Here is an 18,406-nt window from a genome sequence, read left to right as displayed (position 1 = left end):
ACGCAGCGCCTTAGATCTTGCTCTCGCGACGCACCGCGCACACGTAAACGTCTCCGCGAGTCTGCGCGGCTCTGACCTTATAATCGATGAGCTCAGTCAACGAGACCTGACCCTCAAGAATGAACGAGAGGTCCTCGCCGTCTACCAAGATAGTCTGAATGTGTTTTCCGCGAACAATCGCCTCAATTGCTTCGTTGGAGAATGCATTAACCGATATGAACACACCGCGACCATGCATCTTTCCATCAACCTTGTGCGCAAACGTATAAAGCTGACTGGTACTTGAAACTGGGTCCTGCCACTTCGCTTCGACGATGTAGTTCTCCCCCTCAAATTTGAATGATCCGTCAATTTGCTCCCCTACTATCCGGAACGGCTCTCCCATCGGAATTTCATTTACGTCGAATATCAGCTTCAAAAACTTCTCAAACAAATGACCGCGTGCTTGCGCTGTCATTCCTTCACCATAGATCTCAACGAACGCCTTCTTGAGGTTTTTGAGGCTTGCCGATTTGTCCACCGACTTCCGCGAAGCCATCGCGCGAGACCGCTGCTGCGTCGTTGCAGCATTTCTGTTCGCTACACTTTCCTTGAGATCGTGCAGTTTCTGCCGCGCAGATGTCTCATCGAGCTTTCCCATTGTCTTGAACCAATAAGGATCAAAGTAGGACCAATTTACAAGCCGATCTAAGAGCGTCTGAAAAACCGAATAACCCCGGTCATCGCGTGCACCTAACCGCGAGAATGCATGAACAACGACTTCATGACGACTGGATTCTAGCAATGAAGGCAGATACGCTTTAGGGCATCCTGCCCCTACCAAAAACTCGGCAATTTTTTTCTTCGGCCAGAAGATCTCGAGAATGCAGTCGTGCATCATCTCTCGGAGGTCCAGCGGAAAGTCCGGAGCACTAGGCATGGAACTTACATAAGCTGATTTGTTCAGCTGGCAACTTGCCTCACCCCAACCCGCTCGCCTCCAGCAGCGCCTTGGTGCTCGCATCGAACTCCGCCGCGCCGCCGTCGATATCCTTGGCCATCTTCTTGCCCAGCTCGACGCCGAACTGGTCGAAGGGGTTGATGCCCATCAGAACGGCATTCGCAAAAGTGCGGTGTTCGTGGAAGGCGATGAGGGCGCCGAGCGTCGCCGCGTCGAGATCGTCGCACAGGATCGTGGCGCTGGGGCGGTTGCCGGGGAATTCGCGCGCGGGGTCCTTGCCGTCGGCGCTCATGTTGCCGCCCGCCATCAGCGCCGCGCCCTGCGCGAAGCAGTTGGTCAGCAGGATGCGGTGATGCGCGGGGTTGAGCGCGTCTCCCGGCGCGATGCTGGCGATAAAATCGACCGGGACCATGTGCGTGCCCTGATGCAGCAGCTGGAACACCGCGTGCTGCGCGTCGGTCCCCACCCCGCCCCATGTGATCGGCGCAGTCGGGCCGCCGACGGGCTCGCCTTGCGAGGTCACGCGCTTGCCGTTGCTCTCCATCTCCAGCTGCTGGAGATAGCTGGGGAAGAGCGCCAGCCGCTCGTCATAGGCGAACACCGCGCGGGTCTGGCAGCCGCGCACGCGGGCATAGTACTGGTCCGCGAACGCCGCACGCAGGCACAGGTTGTCGCGCCCGTCGGTATTCGCGAAATGCTCATCGACCGCCGCCGCGCCGTCCAGCATCGCGGCAAACTCGTCCAGCCCCGCGGCCAGCGCGACGGGGAAGCCGATGCTCGACCATAGCGAGTAGCGCCCGCCGACAGATTCCATGAACGGCAGGACGCGCGTTTCGTCGACGCCCCACTCCACCGCCCGCTCCGGATTGGCGGTCAGTGCGACCACCCGCCCGTGTGGATCGGCGACGCCGTTCTCGCGCAGCCAGGTAAGCGCGCTGTCGGCATTGGTCATCGTCTCGATCGTGGTGAAGGTCTTGGACGCGACCGCGATCAGCGTGGTCGCCGGGTCGCACGCCTCGAACGCCGCCTCCAGCGCGACCCCGTCGATATTCGAGACCACGTGGCAATCGACGTAGGACAGGTCGCGGGTCAGCGCATTGATCGCCAGCGCTGGGCCGAGCGCGGAGCCGCCGATGCCGATATGGATCAGGTGTTTGATCTGGCCCAGCGCGCCCTCGCGGATCGCCTCGACCAGCATCTGCATGCGCGCGAGCAGCGCCTGCGCTTCCTCCACGCTCGCCTCGCTGCCGAAGCCGCGCTGTGCGGTATGTTCGGCGGCGCGGCCTTCGGTGACGTTGATCGTATCGCCCGCGAACAGCGCGGCGCGCTTGGCGGTGAAATCGCTCGCCTCGGCCAGCGCCTCGAACCCGGCGAGCAGATCGTCGGTCAGGTGCGTCTTGGACCAGTCGAAACGGATGCCCGCCGCGTCCTCGCCCTCGCCCCAGCCGATCCGGCCGGACAGGCGATCGACCCGCGCATCGTCACCGGCGAACAGATCGCCCAGAGTTTCCTGCGGCAAAGCTTCGATCTGCTGCCACGCTGCTGTCCTGCTATCGCTCATGTGCTCAAAATCCTGTTGCCTGCCTGTCAACCGGGACTAGGTGCTGCGCCGATGGATGAAAAGGGCGAAGCAGGCGAGCCGCGCCGGGATGCGGACGATGCGCGCGGGCGCAATCGGGCGGCGGGCGGCGGCATGGTCAACCTGCTGCAATTCGTGCTGCTGGCGGTCATCCTGGCCCTGGCCCTGCGCACCTTCGCCTTTTCCCTGTTCACGATTCCCAGCGAAAGCATGATGCCCGGCCTGCTGCCGGGCGACACGATCGCGGCGAAGAAATGGCCCTACGGCTATTCGAGCAACTCGCTGCCCTTCGACCTGCCGCTGATCCCCGGGCGCTGGTTCGCGCATCAGCCGCAGCGCGGCGATGTGGTGATCTTCAAGCATCCGGTCGACGGCAGCGATTACGTGAAGCGGGTGATCGGCCTGCCGGGCGACGAGGTGGAGCTGCGCAATGGCTACGTCGTCCTCAACGGCCAGCTCCTGAGCCAGTCGGCGACCGATGATGCGATCATCCCGGTCAGCCCCGATGCGCCATGTGGCTGGGGCGGACGCGAGGAGGCGAGGCCTGCCGGCGGCGCAGACTGCCGCTATCGCCGCAACCGCGAATATCTGCCGTCGGGCGTCAGCTACGAGGTACTCGATTTCGGCCCCACCCCGCAGGACAACTGGGGCCCGCGCACCGTACCCGAAGGATCGCTGTTCCTGCTGGGCGACAACCGCGACAATTCGATGGACAGCCGCTTCCCCGCCCTGCCCGGCGGGGGTGTCGGTTTCGTGAGGCAGGATCTGCTGATCGGCCAGCCCGGCGCGGTGCTCTGGTCGACCGATGGCAGCGCGCGGTGGGCCGATCCGGGCAGCTGGTTCTCCAGCCTGCGAAGCAACAGGACCGCGCAAGCCCTATGAGCGTTGAGGCCGAATGACTGACTGGAAAGAGACGAAGGCATGGCTGGTCGCGAACGGCTTTGCCGCGCGCGACGAGGCCCTGTGGACCGAGGCGCTGACCCACGGCAGCCTGGGCGAAGGGCGCGATTACCAGCGCCTGGAGTTTCTCGGCGACCGCGTGCTCGGCCTCGCGATCGCCGAATGGCTGTTCGAAAACCAGAACAGCGCCAGCGAAGGCACGCTGGCGCAGCGGCTGAACGCGCTCGTCAGCAAGGGTGCCTGCGCCAAGGTCGCCCGCAGCATCGGCGTGCCCGACCACCTGCGGCTGGGCCGGCAGGCGCGCGAGGATGGCGGAGCGCAAAGCAGCAATATCCTCGGCGATGTGATGGAATCGCTGCTCGGCGCGCAACTGCGCGAGGATGGCTTTGAAAGCGCGCGGGCGCTGGTCCGCAAGCTTTGGAACGAGGCGGTCGAAGGCGATGCCGGCCGGGCCAAGCATCCCAAGTCCGCGCTGCAGGAATGGGCCGCGGGCAACCGCCGCAAGCCGCCCGAATACGCGCTGATCGACCGCTCCGGCCCCGATCACGCGGCGCGCTTTACCGTGCGCGTCTCGGTGAAGAATGTCGGCGATGCACAAGCCACCGCCAACAGCAAGCAGGAAGCCGAGACGGCGGCGGCAAAAGCGTTTATGGAGCAGTATGGCTGACCGCTTCGACTCCCCTGCCTATGCAGGAGAATGGCTAGGGTGGATGTACCACCCTGCGAAGTATGGACCCACCTCCACCCGACCTCCCCTCAAGGGGGAGCAGAAAAGGTTCTATGACTGATACATCTACCAAATGCGGCGTCGTTGCGGTGCTGGGCGCTCCGAACGCCGGCAAGTCCACGCTGGTCAACGCGCTGGTCGGCCAGAAGGTCGCGATCGTCAGCGCCAAGGCGCAGACCACCCGCGCGCGGATGCTCGGCATCGCATTGCACGAGAACGACGACGCCAACACGCAGATGATCCTGGTCGACACGCCCGGCATCTTCGCGCCCAAGCGGCGGCTGGATCGCGCGATGGTCAACGCGGCGTGGGAAGGCGCGGAAAGCGCCGATGCAGTGCTGCTGCTGGTCGACCCGATCAAGCAGCGCCGGCACGAGCTGGAGCCGCTGATCGAACAGCTTGCCCAGCGGCCCGAGAAGAAGATCCTCGTCCTCAACAAGGTCGACATCGCCAAGAAGGAGCCCCTGCTGGCGCTGGCGCAGGAGCTTTCGACCAAGGTCGACTTCGCGGAGATCTATTTCATCTCCGCGCTGACCGGCGACGGTGTGGTCGAGCTGAAGGACGCGCTCGCCGCAGAGATGCCCGAGGGCGAGTGGATGTACCCGGAAGACCAGGTCTCCGACGCCTCCGAACGCCTGCTCGCCACGGAAATCACCCGCGAGCAGCTCTATCGCCAGCTGCACGAGGAACTGCCCTACGACTCCATGGTGCGGCCCGAGAAATATGTCGAACGCAAGGATGGCAGCGTCGAGATCCACCAGCAGATCATCGTCGCGCGCGACAACCAGCGGATGATCGTGCTCGGCAAGGGTGGCAGCAAGATCAAGTCGATCGGTCAGGCCGCGCGCGAGGAGCTGAGCGAGCTACTGGGCCGCAAGGTCCACCTCTTCCTGCACGTCAAGGCGACCGAAAACTGGGCCGAAGACAAGGAAATGTTCGAGGAAATCGGGCTCGACTGGACCAAGTGATGCTTCGCCCGCGCCTTGCCCGCGTGGAACAAAGGCATTCAGCTCTCGTCTCCGTCACATCGGTATGAAAGCCATGACGTCTCGACCGGATGGACCGGAAGAGACCGCCTGTGCTGCAATCCAGTTGTTGGAGATCTGACCTTGCGTACTCTTCTCAGCCTCACCGGCGTTGCTGCCGCCACCCTCTCGCTGTCTGCCTGTGCGCCCTACCCCGCCGAGCCGGGCGATACGCCCCCGGCTACGGGCTGCCCCGCCTACAAGGCGCGCGACTTCAAGGCATGGATCGACACAATGCCCGGACCCGGCGCGCGCCCGACGCTGCACATCACCGGCGAAGTCGACATGCCTACGCCCGGCTATTCGGTGAAGCTGGTGGCAGGCCCCGCAGACCGCATGCAGCCGCCCGGCTGGCGCTTCCAGCTGGATGCCAAGAAGCCCGACGGCATGGTGACGCAGGTCATCACCCCCACCCCCGTACGCTTCGACGGCCCGACCCCCTACCCGCAGATCCGCGAGATCATCATCACCTGCGGCGGTGAGGCACTGGCGACGATCGAGGATGTGCCGGTTGTGCAGTAGGGGGAACAAGAACCCCTCCGTCAGCCGCTCGCGCGGCTGCCACCTCCCCATATGGCTTCGCAAAACGGGGAGGCGCTGTTGCATGATCCTCCCCGTTTTCACGCAGTGCAAATGGGGAGGTGGGCCGGTGCCGTGAGGCAGCGGCTCGGAGGGGCTAGCGAAGGCAGGAGCGCATGACGGCTTCCGCAACTTCGTGCGGAGATCGCAGGACCTCGGTGGCCGCGATCCGCAGCACCGTGACACCCTTCTCGCGCAACCATTCGTCCCGGCTCGCATCGCGTTCCGCACTGTTTCCCATATCGTGCGCGATCCCGTCGATCTCGATGCACAGTTTTGCGGCGGCACAGTAGAAATCGAGTACGTAAGGCCCGAGAGGGTGCTGGCGGCGGAACTTGACCTCCGACTGCTTGCGCAATTCCTGCCACAGAAGCACTTCGGGTAGCGACATGTGCTGGCGGAGTTGGCGCGCCCTTGCGACATTTCCGGAGTTTCTCGAACGCGGCATGTTTCCCCTCCGTCAGCCCTGACGGGCTGCCACCTCCCCACTTGGCCTGCGGCAAAGCGGGGAGGATCAGATTAGGACGATCCTCCCCATTTTGCGAAGCCAAATGGGGAGGTGGGCCGATGCCGCCAGGCATCGGGTCGGAGGGGCCCGTCCTACCGCTTCTTCGCAATCGCGATCTTGTTCTTCTTCGCGAAATCCTTGGTCGATTCCTCGCTGCGGTTCAGCGCCTTGGCGATCTGCTTGAGGCCCTGGCCCTTGGAGGCGAGCGTCTTCAGCTGGCCCGCCTCGTCACCTGTCCAGGGCTGCTTGTGCCGCTCGAACTTGTCCTTCGCCATCAGTCGTCCGCCTTCTTGGCGGCGGCTTTCTTGGCGGGAGCCTTCTTCGCGGCAGGCTTTTTGGCAGCCGCCTTCTTGGCCGGGGCCTTCTTCTTGGCAGGCGCCTTTTTCTTCTTCTTGGCCGGTCCCTTAGCGGCGCGGGCGTTGATCAGTTCGATCGCCTGCTCCTCGGTCACATCCTCAGGCTTCACATCCTTGGGGATGGTCGCATTGGTCGTGCCGTCGGTGACGTAGGGGCCGTAGCGGCCGGGCATCACCTTCATCTCGGCCTCGGAGGTCGGGTGCTTGCCGAGCACCTTGATCGGCTCCGCCTTGGCGCGCCCGCGGCCGCCCTTCTGCGCCGCTTCGGCGAGGAGCGTGACCGCGGCGTTCATGCCGGTGTCGAACACGTCGGCCGTGCTGGTCAGCTTGGCGTACTTGCCATCGTGCCGCAGGTACGGGCCGTAACGTCCTATACTTGCTTCGATATCATTGCCCGTCTCCGGATGCTGACCCACGATGCGCGGCAGGCTGAGCAGCTTGAGCGCCATCTCGAGGTCCAGCTCGGGCACATCCTTGGGAATGCTCGCGCGCTTGGCTTCCTTGCCCTCGCCCAGCTGCAGATACGGCCCGAAGCGGCCCGTCTTGCGCTCGACCGGCAGGCCGGTTTCCGGGTCGTTGCCCAGCACCGCATCCTCGGCCACCTCGTCGGCGTCCGAACCCGGCTGCGCGAAGCGGCGGGTGAACTTGCACTCGGGGTAGTTCTCGCACGCCACGAACGCGCCGTAGCGCCCGCCGCGCAGGTGCAGGCGGCCACCGGCGCGCCCTTCCTGGTCGCACAGCGGGCAGAAGCGCGGGTCCTTGCCGTCGGCGCGTTCGGGGAAGAGGTAGTCGGACAGGAAGGTGTCGAGCACCGCCGTGATGTCCGACGGCTTCTGCTCCATCACCTCGTCCGACTTCGGCTTGAAGTCCTTCCAGAACGCCTCGAGGATCGCCTTCCACTCGGCGCGCCCGCCGGAGACGTCGTCCAGCTCTTCCTCCATCCCCGCGGTGAAGTCGTAGGCGACGTAGGTGGGGAAGAAGCGTTCGAGGAAGGCGGTCAGCAGACGGCCCGATTCCTCGGCGAAGAAGCGGTTCTTCTCGATCCGCACATATTCGCGGTCGCGCAGCGTCTGGATGGTCGATGCGTAGGTCGACGGGCGCCCGATGCCCAGCTCCTCCAGCTGCTTGACCAGCGAGGCTTCGGAATAGCGCGGCGGCGGCTGGGTGAAGTGCTGGTTCGCCTCGACCGACTTGCGCGCCGGGGCATCGCCTTCGCGCATGTGCGGCAGCAGGCCGCCGTCATCGTCGTCCTTGTCGTCGAAGCTTTCCTGGTAGACCGCGAGGAAGCCGGGGAACTTCACCACCTGGCCGGTCGCGCGCAAGGAGTGCTGCCCGCTGCCCTCGGTCAGCGTGACCGTGGTCCGTTCGAGCTGCGCGGTCGCCATCTGGCTCGCCAGCGCGCGCTTGAAGATCAGGTCGTAAAGCCGCGCCTCGTCGCCCGATCCTGCCTTGTCCTTGCGGAAGTCGGTCGGCCGGATGGCTTCGTGCGCTTCCTGAGCATTCTTCGCCTTGGTCTTGTAATAGCGCGGTTTTTCCGGGCGATACTCGGCAGAGTAGCGATCGGTGATCGCATCGCGGCAAGCGTCGATGGCGCTCTGGTCCATCTGCACGCCGTCGGTACGCATGTAGGTAATCGCACCCGCTTCATAGAGCGACTGCGCACACCGCATCGTGTGGCTGGCCGAGAAGCCGAGCTTGCGCGCGGCCTCCTGCTGCAAGGTCGAGGTGGTGAACGGCGGCGCGGGGTTGCGCTTGACCGGCTTGGTCTCGATCCCCTCGACCGTGAAGCGCCCGTCTTCGACCGCCTGCTTGGCGGCCATGGCGGAGCCTTCGTCGCCCAGCGTCATCTTGTCGAGCTTCTTGCCGTCGAGCGTCACCAGCCGCGCGGTGAACGGCGTGCCGTCCTGCTCGAAATTGGCGATGATCGACCAGTATTCCTCGGCCTTGAACGCCTCGATCTCGCGCTCGCGGTCGACGATGATGCGCAGCGCGACCGACTGGACGCGGCCGGCCGACTTGGCACCGGGCAGCTTGCGCCACAGCACCGGCGAAAGCGTGAAGCCGAAAAGGTAATCGAGCGCGCGGCGCGCCAGATAGGCGTCGATCAGGTCCTGGTCGAGCGCGCGCGGCTTCTTCATCGCCTCGGTCACCGCACCCTTGGTGATCGCGTTGAAGGTCACCCGGTCGACATTGGTCGGAAGGGCTTTACGCTTCTTGAGCATGTCCAGCACGTGCCAGCTAATCGCCTCCCCTTCGCGGTCAGGGTCGGTTGCGAGGACGAGGCGGTCGGCGTTCTTGGCAGCATCGGCGATCGCCTTGACCTGCGCACGCTTGCGCTGATCGGAGTAGATCTCCCAATCCATCGCGAAATCCTCGTCCGGCCGCACGCTGCCATCCTTGGGCGGCAGGTCGCGGATGTGACCGTAGGAGGCGAGAACCTTGAAGTCCTTGCCAAGATATTTCTCGATGGTTTTCGCCTTTGCGGGCGATTCGACGATGACCAGTTGCATAAGAGTGGGGGCGTTCCTTCACGTGTACGTACGCGCGAGAGTGGGAATCGGGAGAGCGGTTCGTCAAGCGGGATCGCTCGGACCGGCGTGATTTATTCGAACACCTCTGCCAGCCCGCTGTCCCTGCGGGCCAAGAGTGAGAAGACCGCCAGACCGATCGCTATACCCGCCGCTTGGGAGCTGTAGATCAGTGTGTTTGCGATCAGCGAGGACCACCAAGTCGGGGGCCCGCCCCCTTCCACGATGAACATGACGGCCAGGGCCCCACCTGTGCCGATGATGAAGGGCAGCAGGATCGAACCGATGATCGGGCCGACATGCCCGGTGGTCGCCTCCCAGCTGTCGGAGAGGGCTTCCGTCGCTCCGCGCCCCTCCCCAAGGCCATAGCCATAGGCGGGTAACCAGCGTGCCCAGAGGATCAATCCCGGCACGATCAGCAGCAGCAGGGCCAGCGCAATGGCGATCCCGGACAAGAAAGAAATTCCGAAATAGGTCGGAAAACCACTACCCCCGCGCAGGCCGCCTTCCACGCCTTTCCTGACGATCTTGAGAGTAACAGCGTAAGCGGCGGCAAGCGCGCCGATGCTCACCGCGAGGGTTCCGCCCGCTTCGGGAGCGAAGAGGTCGGCAAGCGTGGTCCCGATGATCGTCACGAGCAGATAGATCGCGACATCGACCGGTACTGCTACCAGCAGCCGCCACGCCTCGCTCCAGATGATGCCGACCCGATCGCCGAACGATGCATCGCGTTCCATGCTCATGCCCCCCGCACAGGATCTACTCGAACACATCCGCCACGCTGGTGTCGGCGGGCGCAACGAGGTGGAACACCGCAATGCTGAAAGCGAAGCTGGCCGCGTTGTTGAATGCCTCGATCAGGCCGGACACGGTCATCGCAACTCCGAAGAGCGGCGAGAATCCGCCCGACGCCGTGAAGCCTGTCGCTGCGACGATGCCGACCACGATGCTGCTCAGCACCGCGAGCCCGATCCACAGGACCAGCCCCGCGCCGAAGATCGACAGGCCGCGCCCGTCGGTCGCCTCCCAGCTGGCGCCCAGCGCGCCGGTAATGCCCTTGTCGCCGCTCAGCAGAAAGCCGTTGGCGGCCGACCAGCGGACCAGCAGGATGAGCGCAGGAATGATCAGCAGCACCAAGCCGATCATCAGCCCGATCATCGCGAGGACCGACATCGCAAGATAGCTCAGCAGGTTCCCGCCGCGCGCCGGTCGTCCGATCTGCTTCAGCATCTGCCGCAGCAGGAAAAACGCCGCGACGACGTAGAGAACCAGCCCGAGCAGTTGATACAGCACCGCTGCAAGGCCGAGCGTGTCGGCATTCAGCACACCGCTGCGGATGCCGACGGAGAAAACATTGTCGTCCATCTCGGCCAGCCCCGCAAGCCCGCCGATCCCGTTGAACAGTCCCAGCACCACCACGTAGATAAGAACCGCACGGCCCGCAGCACCGATCACGTCGACCGTCTGGCTCAAAATTCCGCTGACGTTTGCTTCCCGTTCCATCTGCGCGCCCCCTTTCGCCCGATTCCGCCCGGGGCTTACCGCGAGGGGGAATGCTAGGAAAGGCTGACCTTGCCCCCGGCGTGCCGTGCCAGCCGCCCGGCGATCTCCAGCTCCAGCAGCGCAAGCTGCACGGCGGCGGAGCCTGCGCCGGACTGGCGGATCAGCTCGTCCACCGAAACCGGCGCGCTGGTCAGCAGCTGCGCGATCTCGGCCGGCTCGGCCTCGGCGATATCCTCAGGCACGGCCTCGAACGCGGCGGAAGGTTCGCGGAAGGTGCTGCGCGGCGCGCCGTCGAAGGTGCTCAGCAGTTCGACCACGTCGGACGGCTCCTGCACGAGGACGGCACCCTCACGGATCAGGTGGTTGCATCCGTGGCTGCGCGCGTCGAGCGGGCTGCCGGGGATCGCCATCACCTCGCGCCCGTACTCACCCGCCAGCCGCGCGGTGATGAGGCTGCCGGACTTCACCGCCGCCTCCACCACCAGCGTGCCCAGCGCCAGTCCTGCGATGATCCGGTTGCGACTGGGAAAGTGGCTGCCGCGCGGCTCGGTGCCCGGGGGCTGCTCGGCGATCAGCAGGCCTTCACTGGCGATACGTTCCTGCAACTCGGCGTGCTGCGGCGGATAGGCGATTTCGATCCCGCTCGCGATTACGCCGATGGTGTGCGGCATCGCGCCTTCATGCGCCGCCCCGTCGATCCCGCGTGCGAGCCCTGAGACGACCACGAACCCTTCAGCAGACAGTGCCTGCGCAAAATCGCGCGCCAGCTTCACCGCCGCCGCACTCGCGTTGCGCGCGCCAACCATCGCCACCACGGGCTTGCTCGCCAGCGACAGGTCGCCCTTGTAGGTGATGATCGGCGGCGCGCCGTCGCATTCGGCGAGCGCCTGCGGATAGTCGGGCTGGTCGTGGAACAGATAACGCGCGCCATGGCGCTTCACCGCGTCGATCTCGCTTCGGACGGCGTCCTGCTTCGCGAGCGTATAGTGCCCGCCGCCCTTCTTCGCGATGCCGGGCAGAGCCTCGACCGCCTCCTCTCCGCTGCCATAGCGGGCAAGCAGCTGTGCGAAGCTGACCGGGCCGATCCGGGGGCTGCGCAGCAGGCGGATGCGCGCGAACGCTTCTGCCTGCGACAGCGCGCTCATTTCTTGGCGCCGACCTTGGGTTCCTCACCCTTGGCAAGCCGCGCGATGTTTGCGCGGTGGAGCCAGATCACCAGCAGCGCGATCAGCACCAGCACCGGCACGAACGGAGTGTATCCCAGCAGCGCGGCGGCGATCGCGGCGCAGACCACCGCGCTCATCCCGGCGAGCGAGCTGATCCGCAAGGTCGCGAGCACGCCGATCCAGACCAGCGCGTAGGTCAGCCCCAGCGGCCAGGCGAGGCCGAAGCACACGCCCGCATTGGTCGCCACGCCCTTCCCGCCCTTGAAGCCGAGCCAGACGGGGAAGCAGTGGCCGATGACCGCGAACAGCGCGGCGACAGGCACCGGGCCGTACGCCGCCTGCGGCATCGCATCGGGCTGGTCGAACAGCGCGCGGGCGATCAGTACCGGGGCGAGGCCCTTGGCCAGATCGAGCAGCAGCGTCGCCGCCGCCAGCTTCTTGCTGCCGGTGCGCAGCACGTTCGTCGCACCGATATTGCCGCTGCCCTGCGCGCGCACATCGCCCAGCCCCGCCGCGCGGGTGAGCAGGTAGCCGAAGGGAATCGAACCGAGGAGGTAGCCGAGCGCGGCAGCGAGCAAAACGTCCATGCCGGTTCCATAGCCCGTCGGCGCCGCTTGTCGAAGCCCACACCGCAACCACACCGGATAAATTCGGCGGTACCAGCCGACCGTACCTTGCCCCGAGCATCTCCAGCGGCAATCCTTCGCCCGATGCCAGCCGATCAGCCCTCCATCCCGACTTCCGCCATTGAGCGGCTGACCGAAAAGGAGCGCGAGTGCCTGTGGCTCTGGCTCGAACACAAGACGGCCAAGGAAATCGCACTGCAACTCGATGTCTCGCATCATGCCGTCGAGAAACGCCTGAAAATGGCGCGCACCAAGCTGAACGTGGCGACATCGCTGGAAGCGGCGCGCGTTCTGGCCCGTGCCGAAGGGTACGACCGGCCCGTAACCGGCTCACCGGACCTTCCTCCGCCGCCCGTCACGCGCAAATCGAGGCAACTCCCAACCATTGTTTTTGGAGCTATTGCCATGTTTGTCACACTCGTAGCCGCGCTCGCCCTCGCCCCGACCACCCCCGCTCCAGAAACCGTGGATCAGACCCGCGAGATCGAGCTGAACGGCAACTCGGAGAAGATTTTCGACGAGCTCGACAAGAACGGCAGTGGCTTTCTGGAAAAGCCCGAGTCGCCGTTCGTCACCCTCGTCTTCGAGGACCGGGACACGATGTCCGATGGCGGAGAGAGCACGACGGATGCAGCCGTTTTCACCGATGCCGAGCAGGGCGAGATGCTGACTGGCACAGCGACCTTGGGCGATGCGAGCGATCCGGTGCAGCTTGCCGAATTCTACGACGCTGCAGACACTGACAAAGACGGACGCATTTCCTTTCGCGAATATACCAGCTGGAGCCGGGCGCGCCTGGCGGAACTCGGCATCGAGATCTCCACCGTGCTGAAGGTCCAGAAACCTTCGGAGAATTGACCAAGAGGGCGCGCGGGGCCATGCGATCCAGCGCATGAACCCCGCCGCCCCCATCCTGATTTTCGATTCCGGCGTCGGTGGGCTGACGATCCTGGCCGAGCTACGCAAAACCCTGCCGCAGGCGCCGGTGATCTACGCCGCCGATTTCGCCGGCCTTCCCTACGGCACCAAGAGCGAGGCCGAGGTCGCCGCGCGCGTGTGCGGCCTGCTCGGCCGGATGGCGGAGCGCTATCAGCCGCGCCTGATCTGCATCGCGTGCAACACCGCCAGCACCATCGCGCTGTCGATGGTGCGCGACGTGCTGGAGGTGCCGATCGTCGGCACCGTCCCCGCGATCAAGCCCGCCGCGCTGGCGACGCAAACCGGCGTGATCGGCCTGCTCGGCACCGGGGCGACCGTGCGCCAGCCCTATGTCGACCGGCTGGAGGCGGAGTTCGCCGCCGACAAGCGCCTGATCCGCCACGCATCAGATGCGCTGGTCCCGCTGGCCGAAGCGAAGATGCGCGGCGAGACACTGGCCGATGGTGCGGTGGCGGAAGCGGTCGCTGGCCTGCGCGACGATCCGCAGGCGCAAGACCTCGATACGCTGGTGCTCGCCTGCACGCACTTCCCGCTGCTGGCCGACGAGCTGCGGGCGGTGTTCGGGCAGGACATCAAGCTGGTCGACGGCGCGCAAGGGATCGCCCGGCGGATCGCCTCGCTGACGCAGGGGCAGGATTTCGCCCGCGAGGGCATCGATTTCGCGGTGGCGACGGGCAGCGCGGACAGCCTGACCCCCCTCACCCCCATGCTCGAGCGTCACGGGCTGATGCACGCAACGCAATTCTGATTGCAATATATCCTCCGCCTTTGCGAATCACTCGCAAAGATCACGCTGGAAACTGCCGTTTTTGACCTTTAAACGGTGCCCCACCGTGACGAACTACAGCCATATATTCGACAAGGCGATCGATCGCCTGCACGAAGAGGGCCGGTATCGGGTCTTCATCGATATCCTGCGCAACAAGGGTGCCTACCCCAATGCGCGCTGCTTCCATGGCCATAACGGCCCGAAGCCGATCACCGTGTGGTGCTCCAACGACTATCTCGCGATGGGCCAGCATCCCAAGGTGACCGAAGCGATGGAGCAGGCGCTGCACGATGTCGGCGCGGGTTCGGGCGGCACGCGCAATATCGGCGGCAACACGCACTACCATATCGAGCTGGAGGCGGAACTCGCCGACCTGCACGGCAAAGAAGCGGCGCTGATCTTCACCAGCGGCTACGTCTCCAACGACGCAACGCTCTCCACGCTGGCCAAGCTGCTGCCCGGCTGCGTGATCTTTTCCGACGCGCTCAACCACGCCAGCATGATCGCGGGCATCCGCAATTCGGGCTGCGCCAAGCGCGTGTTCCGGCACAACGACCTCGAACATCTCGAGGAGCTGCTGGCCGCCGAAGATCCCGACGTGCCCAAGGTGATCGCCTTCGAAAGCGTCTATTCGATGGATGGCGACGTCGCCCCGCTGCACGCGATCTGCGACCTGGCGGAAAAGTACAACGCGCTGACCTATTGCGACGAAGTCCACGCGGTCGGCATGTATGGCGCGCGCGGCGGCGGGATTTCAGAGCGCGACGAGGCCGCACACCGGATCGACATTCTCGAAGGCACGCTGGGCAAGGCGTTCGGCGTGATGGGCGGCTATATCGCGGCGGACAAGCGCATCGTCGACTGCATCCGCAGCTACGCCCCGGGCTTCATCTTCACCACCTCGCTTTCGCCAGTGCTGGTCGCGGGCGTGCTCGCCTCGGTCAAGCACCTCAAGGCCAGCAGCGAGGAACGCGACGCGCAGCAGGCGGCCGCCGCCATGCTCAAGCAGATCATGCGCGATGCGGGCCTGCCGGTAATGGATTCCACCACGCACATCGTGCCGCTGATGGTCGGCGATCCGGTCAAGGCAAAGCGGATCAGCGACATCCTGCTCGCCGAATACGGCGTCTACGTCCAGCCGATCAATTTCCCCACCGTGCCCCGCGGAACGGAGCGCCTGCGCTTCACCCCCGGCCCCGCGCACACCGAGGAAATGATGCGCGAGCTGGTCGATGCCCTGGCCGAGATCTGGGACCGGCTGGAGCTGGAGCTGCGGCAGGCGGCATAGCCGCGGGCTAATTGCTGCACTGCGGAACCGAGCGGCTCTTTGATCGCTTGGCCATCATGGCAGAGATAACAAAAGTGAAGCCCGGAACCCTCACCGATTTCGGCGACGGTTTCCATCACATCCGCGGATCGTTCAAGCTGGGCGGCGTGGTCGACCTCGGCACGCATTGCGCGCTGGTCGAGCTGCCCGACGGGCGCTTCGTCTTCCTCGACAGCTATACGCTGGACGATGACCTGAAGGCCAAGGTCGACGCGCTGACCGATGGCGGCAAGAAGGTCGCCGCAATCATCAACGTTCACCCCTTCCACACGCTGCATATCGAGTGGATGGCGAAGACCTATCCGCACGCGAAGCTCTACGGCACGCGCCGCCATCACGAGAAGTTTCCCCAGCTCCAGTGGGAGAGCGACTTCTGCGAGGCGGGCGCGCTCGACGGGCTGTTCGGCGATGCGCTGACCTTCTCCGTCCCCGAAGGCGTGCAGATGGTGTGCGAGGACGAGAACGTGCATTTCTCCTCGGTGCTGGCCTACCACCGCCCCAGCAAGACGATCTTCGTCGACGACACGCTGTCGTGCATCAAGGCGCCCTTCCCGCTCTCGCTGCTGCCATTTACCGGCAAGCTGGCGTTCCACCCGACGCTGGCCAAGGCGCTGGAGCCCAACCCCTACGCCGCAGACGCCTTCCGCGAATGGGCGATCGGCATGGCGCAGGACTGGGCGGATGCCCGCCGCGTCGCCACCGCGCACAACACCACGGTCGATTTCGCTCCGGGCGAGTTTCCCGAAAAGGTCGGTGCGGCGCTCGGCCAAGTGGCAGGCACCTTGCAGAAGCACCGGGACCGGCCTGCGCACAGCTAGGCGCGCGTCGGGCAGCGAAGTTCGTCGAAGCCACTCGCATGTTGGCACGAACAGCAATGGAATTGCCGCCCGCAGGCTCTAAATAGGCGCGATGGATTTCGTGCGATCGACCTGGTTTCGGGAGAACGTTCCGCTGGTCGGCGTGCTGGCGGTGTTGCTGGCGACCTTCGCCGGGCTGGCGCTGGCAGGTGCGCCCTCGGCTGAGCCGCCGCATGCGATCGCACAAGCAGACGCTCCGCCGCTCGAGAGCGTGCAAGCACTTCCCGCCAGTGGCGAGGAGGCGGACACGCTGAAATCGCAGCTCGCGCCCGACGATGCGCAGGCGCAGAATGCTGCGGTCGACATCGTCGATGGCGGCCCCGGGATCGCCCCGCCCTTCCGCTTCACCGGCAGCGCCGCCGACCGCACGCGTGCGCGCGACTGCCTCGCGCTCGCGGCGATGGCGGAGGCGGGCTATGGCGATGCGGACCAGCGCGCGGTGATGCAGGTCATCCTCAACCGCACGCGCCACCCCGCCTTCGCCAACACGGTGTGCGGCGTGGTCTATCAGGGGGCGGAGCGGCGCACCGGGTGCCAGTTCACCTTCACTTGCGACGGATCGCTCCCCCGCAGCTACCCCGAAACCCAGTGGCGCGCGGCGCGCCAGCGCGCGGAGGAAGCGCTCGGCGGGCGGGTCGACAAAACGGTCGGCATCGCGACCCATTACCACGCGAACTACGTCTATCCCTGGTGGAGCCCCAAGCTGGACAAGATCGCCACGGTCGGCCCGCACCTGTTCTTCCGCTGGCGCGGTTTCTGGGGCACCGGGACCGCGCTCAACGCGACCTATCGCGGGGGTGAGCCCGATCCGATGGCGCTGCGCAGCACCGCGCAGGCGGTCGTGCGCGACGAGACGCTGCTGCCCCACCTGCTGGGTGACGAGCGCGCGGTGCGCAGCATCACCGCCACACAGGATGTGGGCGGACAGGACAAGACAGAGCTTTCCGCGAGCGCCTCCCCCGCACCCGCACCAGCAGCCCCGCAAGGCCCCGGCCCGGGCGCGCATTTCGTGCTGGTCGGCGCGGGCGACAATCCTGCGGCGATCGTCGCGCAGGCGCGCACGCTGTGCCCCGGCTCGCGCTTCTGCCAGGTCTATGGCTGGAGCGAGGCGAGCGCGATTCCGAGCGAACTGCCGCTATCGAACGAGGCACGCCGCCAGCTGCGCTTCAGCTACCTCGCGCCGCGCAACGGCAATCCGGAGGCGGTGTTCTTCGATTGCCGCCTGTTCGCCCAGCCCGCGACCGGCCGCTGCCTGCCCGCCGCGCGCCCCTGACCCGCACTTCCGTAACGGATTTGCCGCGCCCCCACACCCGCGCTACCCGGTCGGCCTAAAACAGGGAGAGACACGCGTGGGCGGGAATCGCAATCAAACTTACGACGAGGTCGTCACCGGCCGCAGGAGCATTCGCGGCTTTCTGGACAAGCCGGTCCCGCGCGAGCTGATCGAGGAGGTCATCACCCTCGCGACCCGCGCTCCGTCCTCGTACAACAACCAGTGCTGGAACTTCACCGTGGTGACCGGCGACCCGCTCGACGCGATCCGGCGGGGCAACACCGAGGGCATCCTCGCCGGCAATCCCGACACGCGCGAATTCCGCCGGCCCGAAGGCGAGATGCCCGAGCACCACCGCCGCCGCCAGATCGACGTCGCCAAGCAGCTGTTCGGCGCGATGGGGATCGAGCGTGAGGACAAGGAGCGCAGGCAGGACTGGACGCTGCGCGGTTTTCGCCAGTTCGATGCGCCCGTCTCGATCGTGGTGACCTATGATCGCGACATTCTCGGCAGCGACATTGCGCCGTTCGATTGCGGTGCGATCACCAATGCGCTGGTCAACGCGGCATGGTCCCGCGGGCTGGGCTGCGTGATCAACTCGCAGGGGATCATGCAGAGCCCGGTGGTGCGCGAGCATGCAGACATCCCCGAGGATCAGGTGATCATGATCTGCGTCGCGATGGGCTGGCCCGACCCTGACTTCCCCGCCAACGCGGTGGTCTCCGAACGCAAGCCGCTGGACGAAACCGTCCGCTTCGTCGGGTTCGACGGCTGAGGGGAGAGCCTGCCCGGCCCTCCCCCAAC

19 protein-coding genes are annotated in these 18,406 nt (G+C 65.5%); 10 read left to right on the top strand and 9 right to left on the bottom strand.

Annotated elements, in window-relative coordinates; translation table 11 throughout:
- Positions 1-10: 10 nt before the first annotated feature.
- Both KYN89_RS01375 and pgi read right to left on the bottom strand, forming a co-directional pair.
- Positions 11-880 (bottom strand): restriction endonuclease, encoded by an 870-nt coding sequence (locus tag KYN89_RS01375; RefSeq protein WP_222823467.1) that lies wholly within the window; start codon positions 878-880, stop codon positions 11-13.
- A 79-nt stretch (positions 881-959) separates the two neighbouring features.
- Positions 960-2,501: a glucose-6-phosphate isomerase gene (gene pgi, locus KYN89_RS01370; RefSeq protein ID WP_222823466.1), complete on the bottom strand. Its 1,542-nt coding sequence runs from the start codon at positions 2,499-2,501 to the stop codon at positions 960-962.
- Between the two features lie 51 nt (positions 2,502-2,552).
- Between pgi and lepB the strand changes: the two genes are divergently transcribed.
- From lepB to KYN89_RS01350, 4 genes are all read left to right on the top strand, one after another.
- Complete coding sequence (gene lepB / locus KYN89_RS01365) at positions 2,553-3,401, top strand: signal peptidase I (protein WP_222823465.1); 849 nt, start codon at positions 2,553-2,555, stop codon at positions 3,399-3,401.
- A gap of 13 nt (positions 3,402-3,414) precedes the next feature.
- A complete protein-coding gene (gene rnc, locus KYN89_RS01360) occupies positions 3,415-4,086 on the top strand; it encodes a ribonuclease III (RefSeq protein ID WP_222823464.1) in 672 nt (223 codons plus the stop codon).
- Positions 4,087-4,199: 113 nt separating this feature from the next.
- Positions 4,200-5,114: a GTPase Era gene (era, locus tag KYN89_RS01355; RefSeq protein ID WP_222823463.1), complete on the top strand. Its 915-nt coding sequence runs from the start codon at positions 4,200-4,202 to the stop codon at positions 5,112-5,114.
- Positions 5,115-5,255: 141 nt separating this feature from the next.
- A complete protein-coding gene (locus tag KYN89_RS01350; RefSeq protein WP_222823462.1) occupies positions 5,256-5,693 on the top strand; it encodes a hypothetical protein in 438 nt (145 codons plus the stop codon).
- A 154-nt stretch (positions 5,694-5,847) separates the two neighbouring features.
- Here KYN89_RS01350 and KYN89_RS01345 read toward each other — a convergent pair whose 3' ends face one another.
- The 7 genes from KYN89_RS01345 to plsY form a co-directional block, all read right to left on the bottom strand.
- Complete coding sequence (locus tag KYN89_RS01345) at positions 5,848-6,141, bottom strand: endonuclease domain-containing protein (RefSeq protein WP_248284936.1); 294 nt, start codon at positions 6,139-6,141, stop codon at positions 5,848-5,850.
- 209 nt (positions 6,142-6,350) lie between these two features.
- Positions 6,351-6,533 carry a hypothetical protein gene (locus tag KYN89_RS01340; RefSeq protein ID WP_222823460.1) on the bottom strand — a complete coding sequence of 61 codons (183 nt, stop codon included), beginning with the start codon at positions 6,531-6,533 and terminating at the stop codon, positions 6,351-6,353.
- Positions 6,533-9,124 carry a type I DNA topoisomerase gene (topA, locus tag KYN89_RS01335; RefSeq protein WP_222823459.1) on the bottom strand — a complete coding sequence of 864 codons (2,592 nt, stop codon included), beginning with the start codon at positions 9,122-9,124 and terminating at the stop codon, positions 6,533-6,535. The genes KYN89_RS01340 and topA overlap by 1 nt, the downstream gene beginning before the upstream one ends.
- Before the next feature lie 92 nt (positions 9,125-9,216).
- On the bottom strand, positions 9,217-9,879 hold the full coding sequence (locus KYN89_RS01330; RefSeq protein ID WP_222823458.1) for a hypothetical protein: 663 nt from the start codon (positions 9,877-9,879) through the stop codon (positions 9,217-9,219).
- 22 nt (positions 9,880-9,901) lie between these two features.
- Entirely contained in the window at positions 9,902-10,645 is a 744-nt protein-coding gene (locus tag KYN89_RS01325) for a hypothetical protein (protein WP_222823457.1), read from the bottom strand.
- A 53-nt stretch (positions 10,646-10,698) separates the two neighbouring features.
- The gene (dprA, locus tag KYN89_RS01320; protein WP_222823456.1) at positions 10,699-11,790 is read right to left on the bottom strand and encodes a DNA-processing protein DprA; all 1,092 of its coding nucleotides are present in this window, start codon (positions 11,788-11,790) and stop codon (positions 10,699-10,701) included.
- Positions 11,787-12,398 (bottom strand): glycerol-3-phosphate 1-O-acyltransferase PlsY, encoded by a 612-nt coding sequence (gene plsY / locus KYN89_RS01315; protein WP_222823455.1) that lies wholly within the window; start codon positions 12,396-12,398, stop codon positions 11,787-11,789. Before plsY ends, dprA begins: the two co-directional genes overlap by 4 nt.
- A 123-nt stretch (positions 12,399-12,521) precedes the next feature.
- Between plsY and KYN89_RS01310 the strand changes: the two genes are divergently transcribed.
- From KYN89_RS01310 to KYN89_RS01285, 6 genes are all read left to right on the top strand, one after another.
- Positions 12,522-13,295: a sigma factor-like helix-turn-helix DNA-binding protein gene (locus tag KYN89_RS01310; RefSeq protein ID WP_222823454.1), complete on the top strand. Its 774-nt coding sequence runs from the start codon at positions 12,522-12,524 to the stop codon at positions 13,293-13,295.
- 34 nt (positions 13,296-13,329) lie between these two features.
- Positions 13,330-14,124 (top strand): glutamate racemase, encoded by a 795-nt coding sequence (gene murI, locus KYN89_RS01305; RefSeq protein ID WP_222823453.1) that lies wholly within the window; start codon positions 13,330-13,332, stop codon positions 14,122-14,124.
- 85 nt (positions 14,125-14,209) lie between these two features.
- On the top strand, positions 14,210-15,433 hold the full coding sequence (hemA, locus tag KYN89_RS01300; RefSeq protein WP_222823452.1) for a 5-aminolevulinate synthase: 1,224 nt from the start codon (positions 14,210-14,212) through the stop codon (positions 15,431-15,433).
- 74 nt (positions 15,434-15,507) lie between these two features.
- Positions 15,508-16,290: a hypothetical protein gene (locus KYN89_RS01295; RefSeq protein WP_346727172.1), complete on the top strand. Its 783-nt coding sequence runs from the start codon at positions 15,508-15,510 to the stop codon at positions 16,288-16,290.
- A gap of 91 nt (positions 16,291-16,381) precedes the next feature.
- Positions 16,382-17,602: a cell wall hydrolase gene (locus KYN89_RS01290; RefSeq protein ID WP_222823450.1), complete on the top strand. Its 1,221-nt coding sequence runs from the start codon at positions 16,382-16,384 to the stop codon at positions 17,600-17,602.
- A 76-nt stretch (positions 17,603-17,678) separates the two neighbouring features.
- A complete protein-coding gene (locus tag KYN89_RS01285; RefSeq protein ID WP_222823449.1) occupies positions 17,679-18,377 on the top strand; it encodes a nitroreductase in 699 nt (232 codons plus the stop codon).
- Positions 18,378-18,406: the final 29 nt, after the last annotated feature.

It is taken from the genome of Alteriqipengyuania abyssalis (genome assembly GCF_019857185.1).
GTDB lineage: Bacteria > Pseudomonadota > Alphaproteobacteria > Sphingomonadales > Sphingomonadaceae > Alteriqipengyuania > Alteriqipengyuania abyssalis.
This window is presented reverse-complemented; position numbering and strand designations above follow the sequence as displayed.

Excerpts from the sequence above, each read along its gene's own strand:
- KYN89_RS01375 (WP_222823467.1), bottom strand. The coding sequence starts at position 880 with ATGATGCACGACTGCATTCTCGAGATCTTCTGGCCGAAGAAAAAAATT.
- pgi (WP_222823466.1), bottom strand. The coding sequence starts at position 2,501 with ATGAGCGATAGCAGGACAGCAGCGTGGCAGCAGATCGAAGCTTTGCCG.
- lepB (WP_222823465.1), top strand. The coding sequence starts at position 2,553 with ATGGATGAAAAGGGCGAAGCAGGCGAGCCGCGCCGGGATGCGGACGAT.
- rnc (WP_222823464.1), top strand. The coding sequence starts at position 3,415 with ATGACTGACTGGAAAGAGACGAAGGCATGGCTGGTCGCGAACGGCTTT.
- era (WP_222823463.1), top strand. The coding sequence starts at position 4,200 with ATGACTGATACATCTACCAAATGCGGCGTCGTTGCGGTGCTGGGCGCT.
- KYN89_RS01345 (WP_248284936.1), bottom strand. The coding sequence starts at position 6,141 with ATGTCGCTACCCGAAGTGCTTCTGTGGCAGGAATTGCGCAAGCAGTCG.
- KYN89_RS01340 (WP_222823460.1), bottom strand. The coding sequence starts at position 6,533 with ATGGCGAAGGACAAGTTCGAGCGGCACAAGCAGCCCTGGACAGGTGAC.
- topA (WP_222823459.1), bottom strand. The coding sequence starts at position 9,124 with ATGCAACTGGTCATCGTCGAATCGCCCGCAAAGGCGAAAACCATCGAG.
- KYN89_RS01330 (WP_222823458.1), bottom strand. The coding sequence starts at position 9,879 with ATGGAACGCGATGCATCGTTCGGCGATCGGGTCGGCATCATCTGGAGC.
- KYN89_RS01325 (WP_222823457.1), bottom strand. The coding sequence starts at position 10,645 with ATGGAACGGGAAGCAAACGTCAGCGGAATTTTGAGCCAGACGGTCGAC.
- dprA (WP_222823456.1), bottom strand. The coding sequence starts at position 11,790 with ATGAGCGCGCTGTCGCAGGCAGAAGCGTTCGCGCGCATCCGCCTGCTG.
- plsY (WP_222823455.1), bottom strand. The coding sequence starts at position 12,398 with ATGGACGTTTTGCTCGCTGCCGCGCTCGGCTACCTCCTCGGTTCGATT.
- KYN89_RS01310 (WP_222823454.1), top strand. The coding sequence starts at position 12,522 with ATGCCAGCCGATCAGCCCTCCATCCCGACTTCCGCCATTGAGCGGCTG.
- murI (WP_222823453.1), top strand. The coding sequence starts at position 13,330 with ATGAACCCCGCCGCCCCCATCCTGATTTTCGATTCCGGCGTCGGTGGG.
- KYN89_RS01290 (WP_222823450.1), top strand. The coding sequence starts at position 16,382 with ATGGATTTCGTGCGATCGACCTGGTTTCGGGAGAACGTTCCGCTGGTC.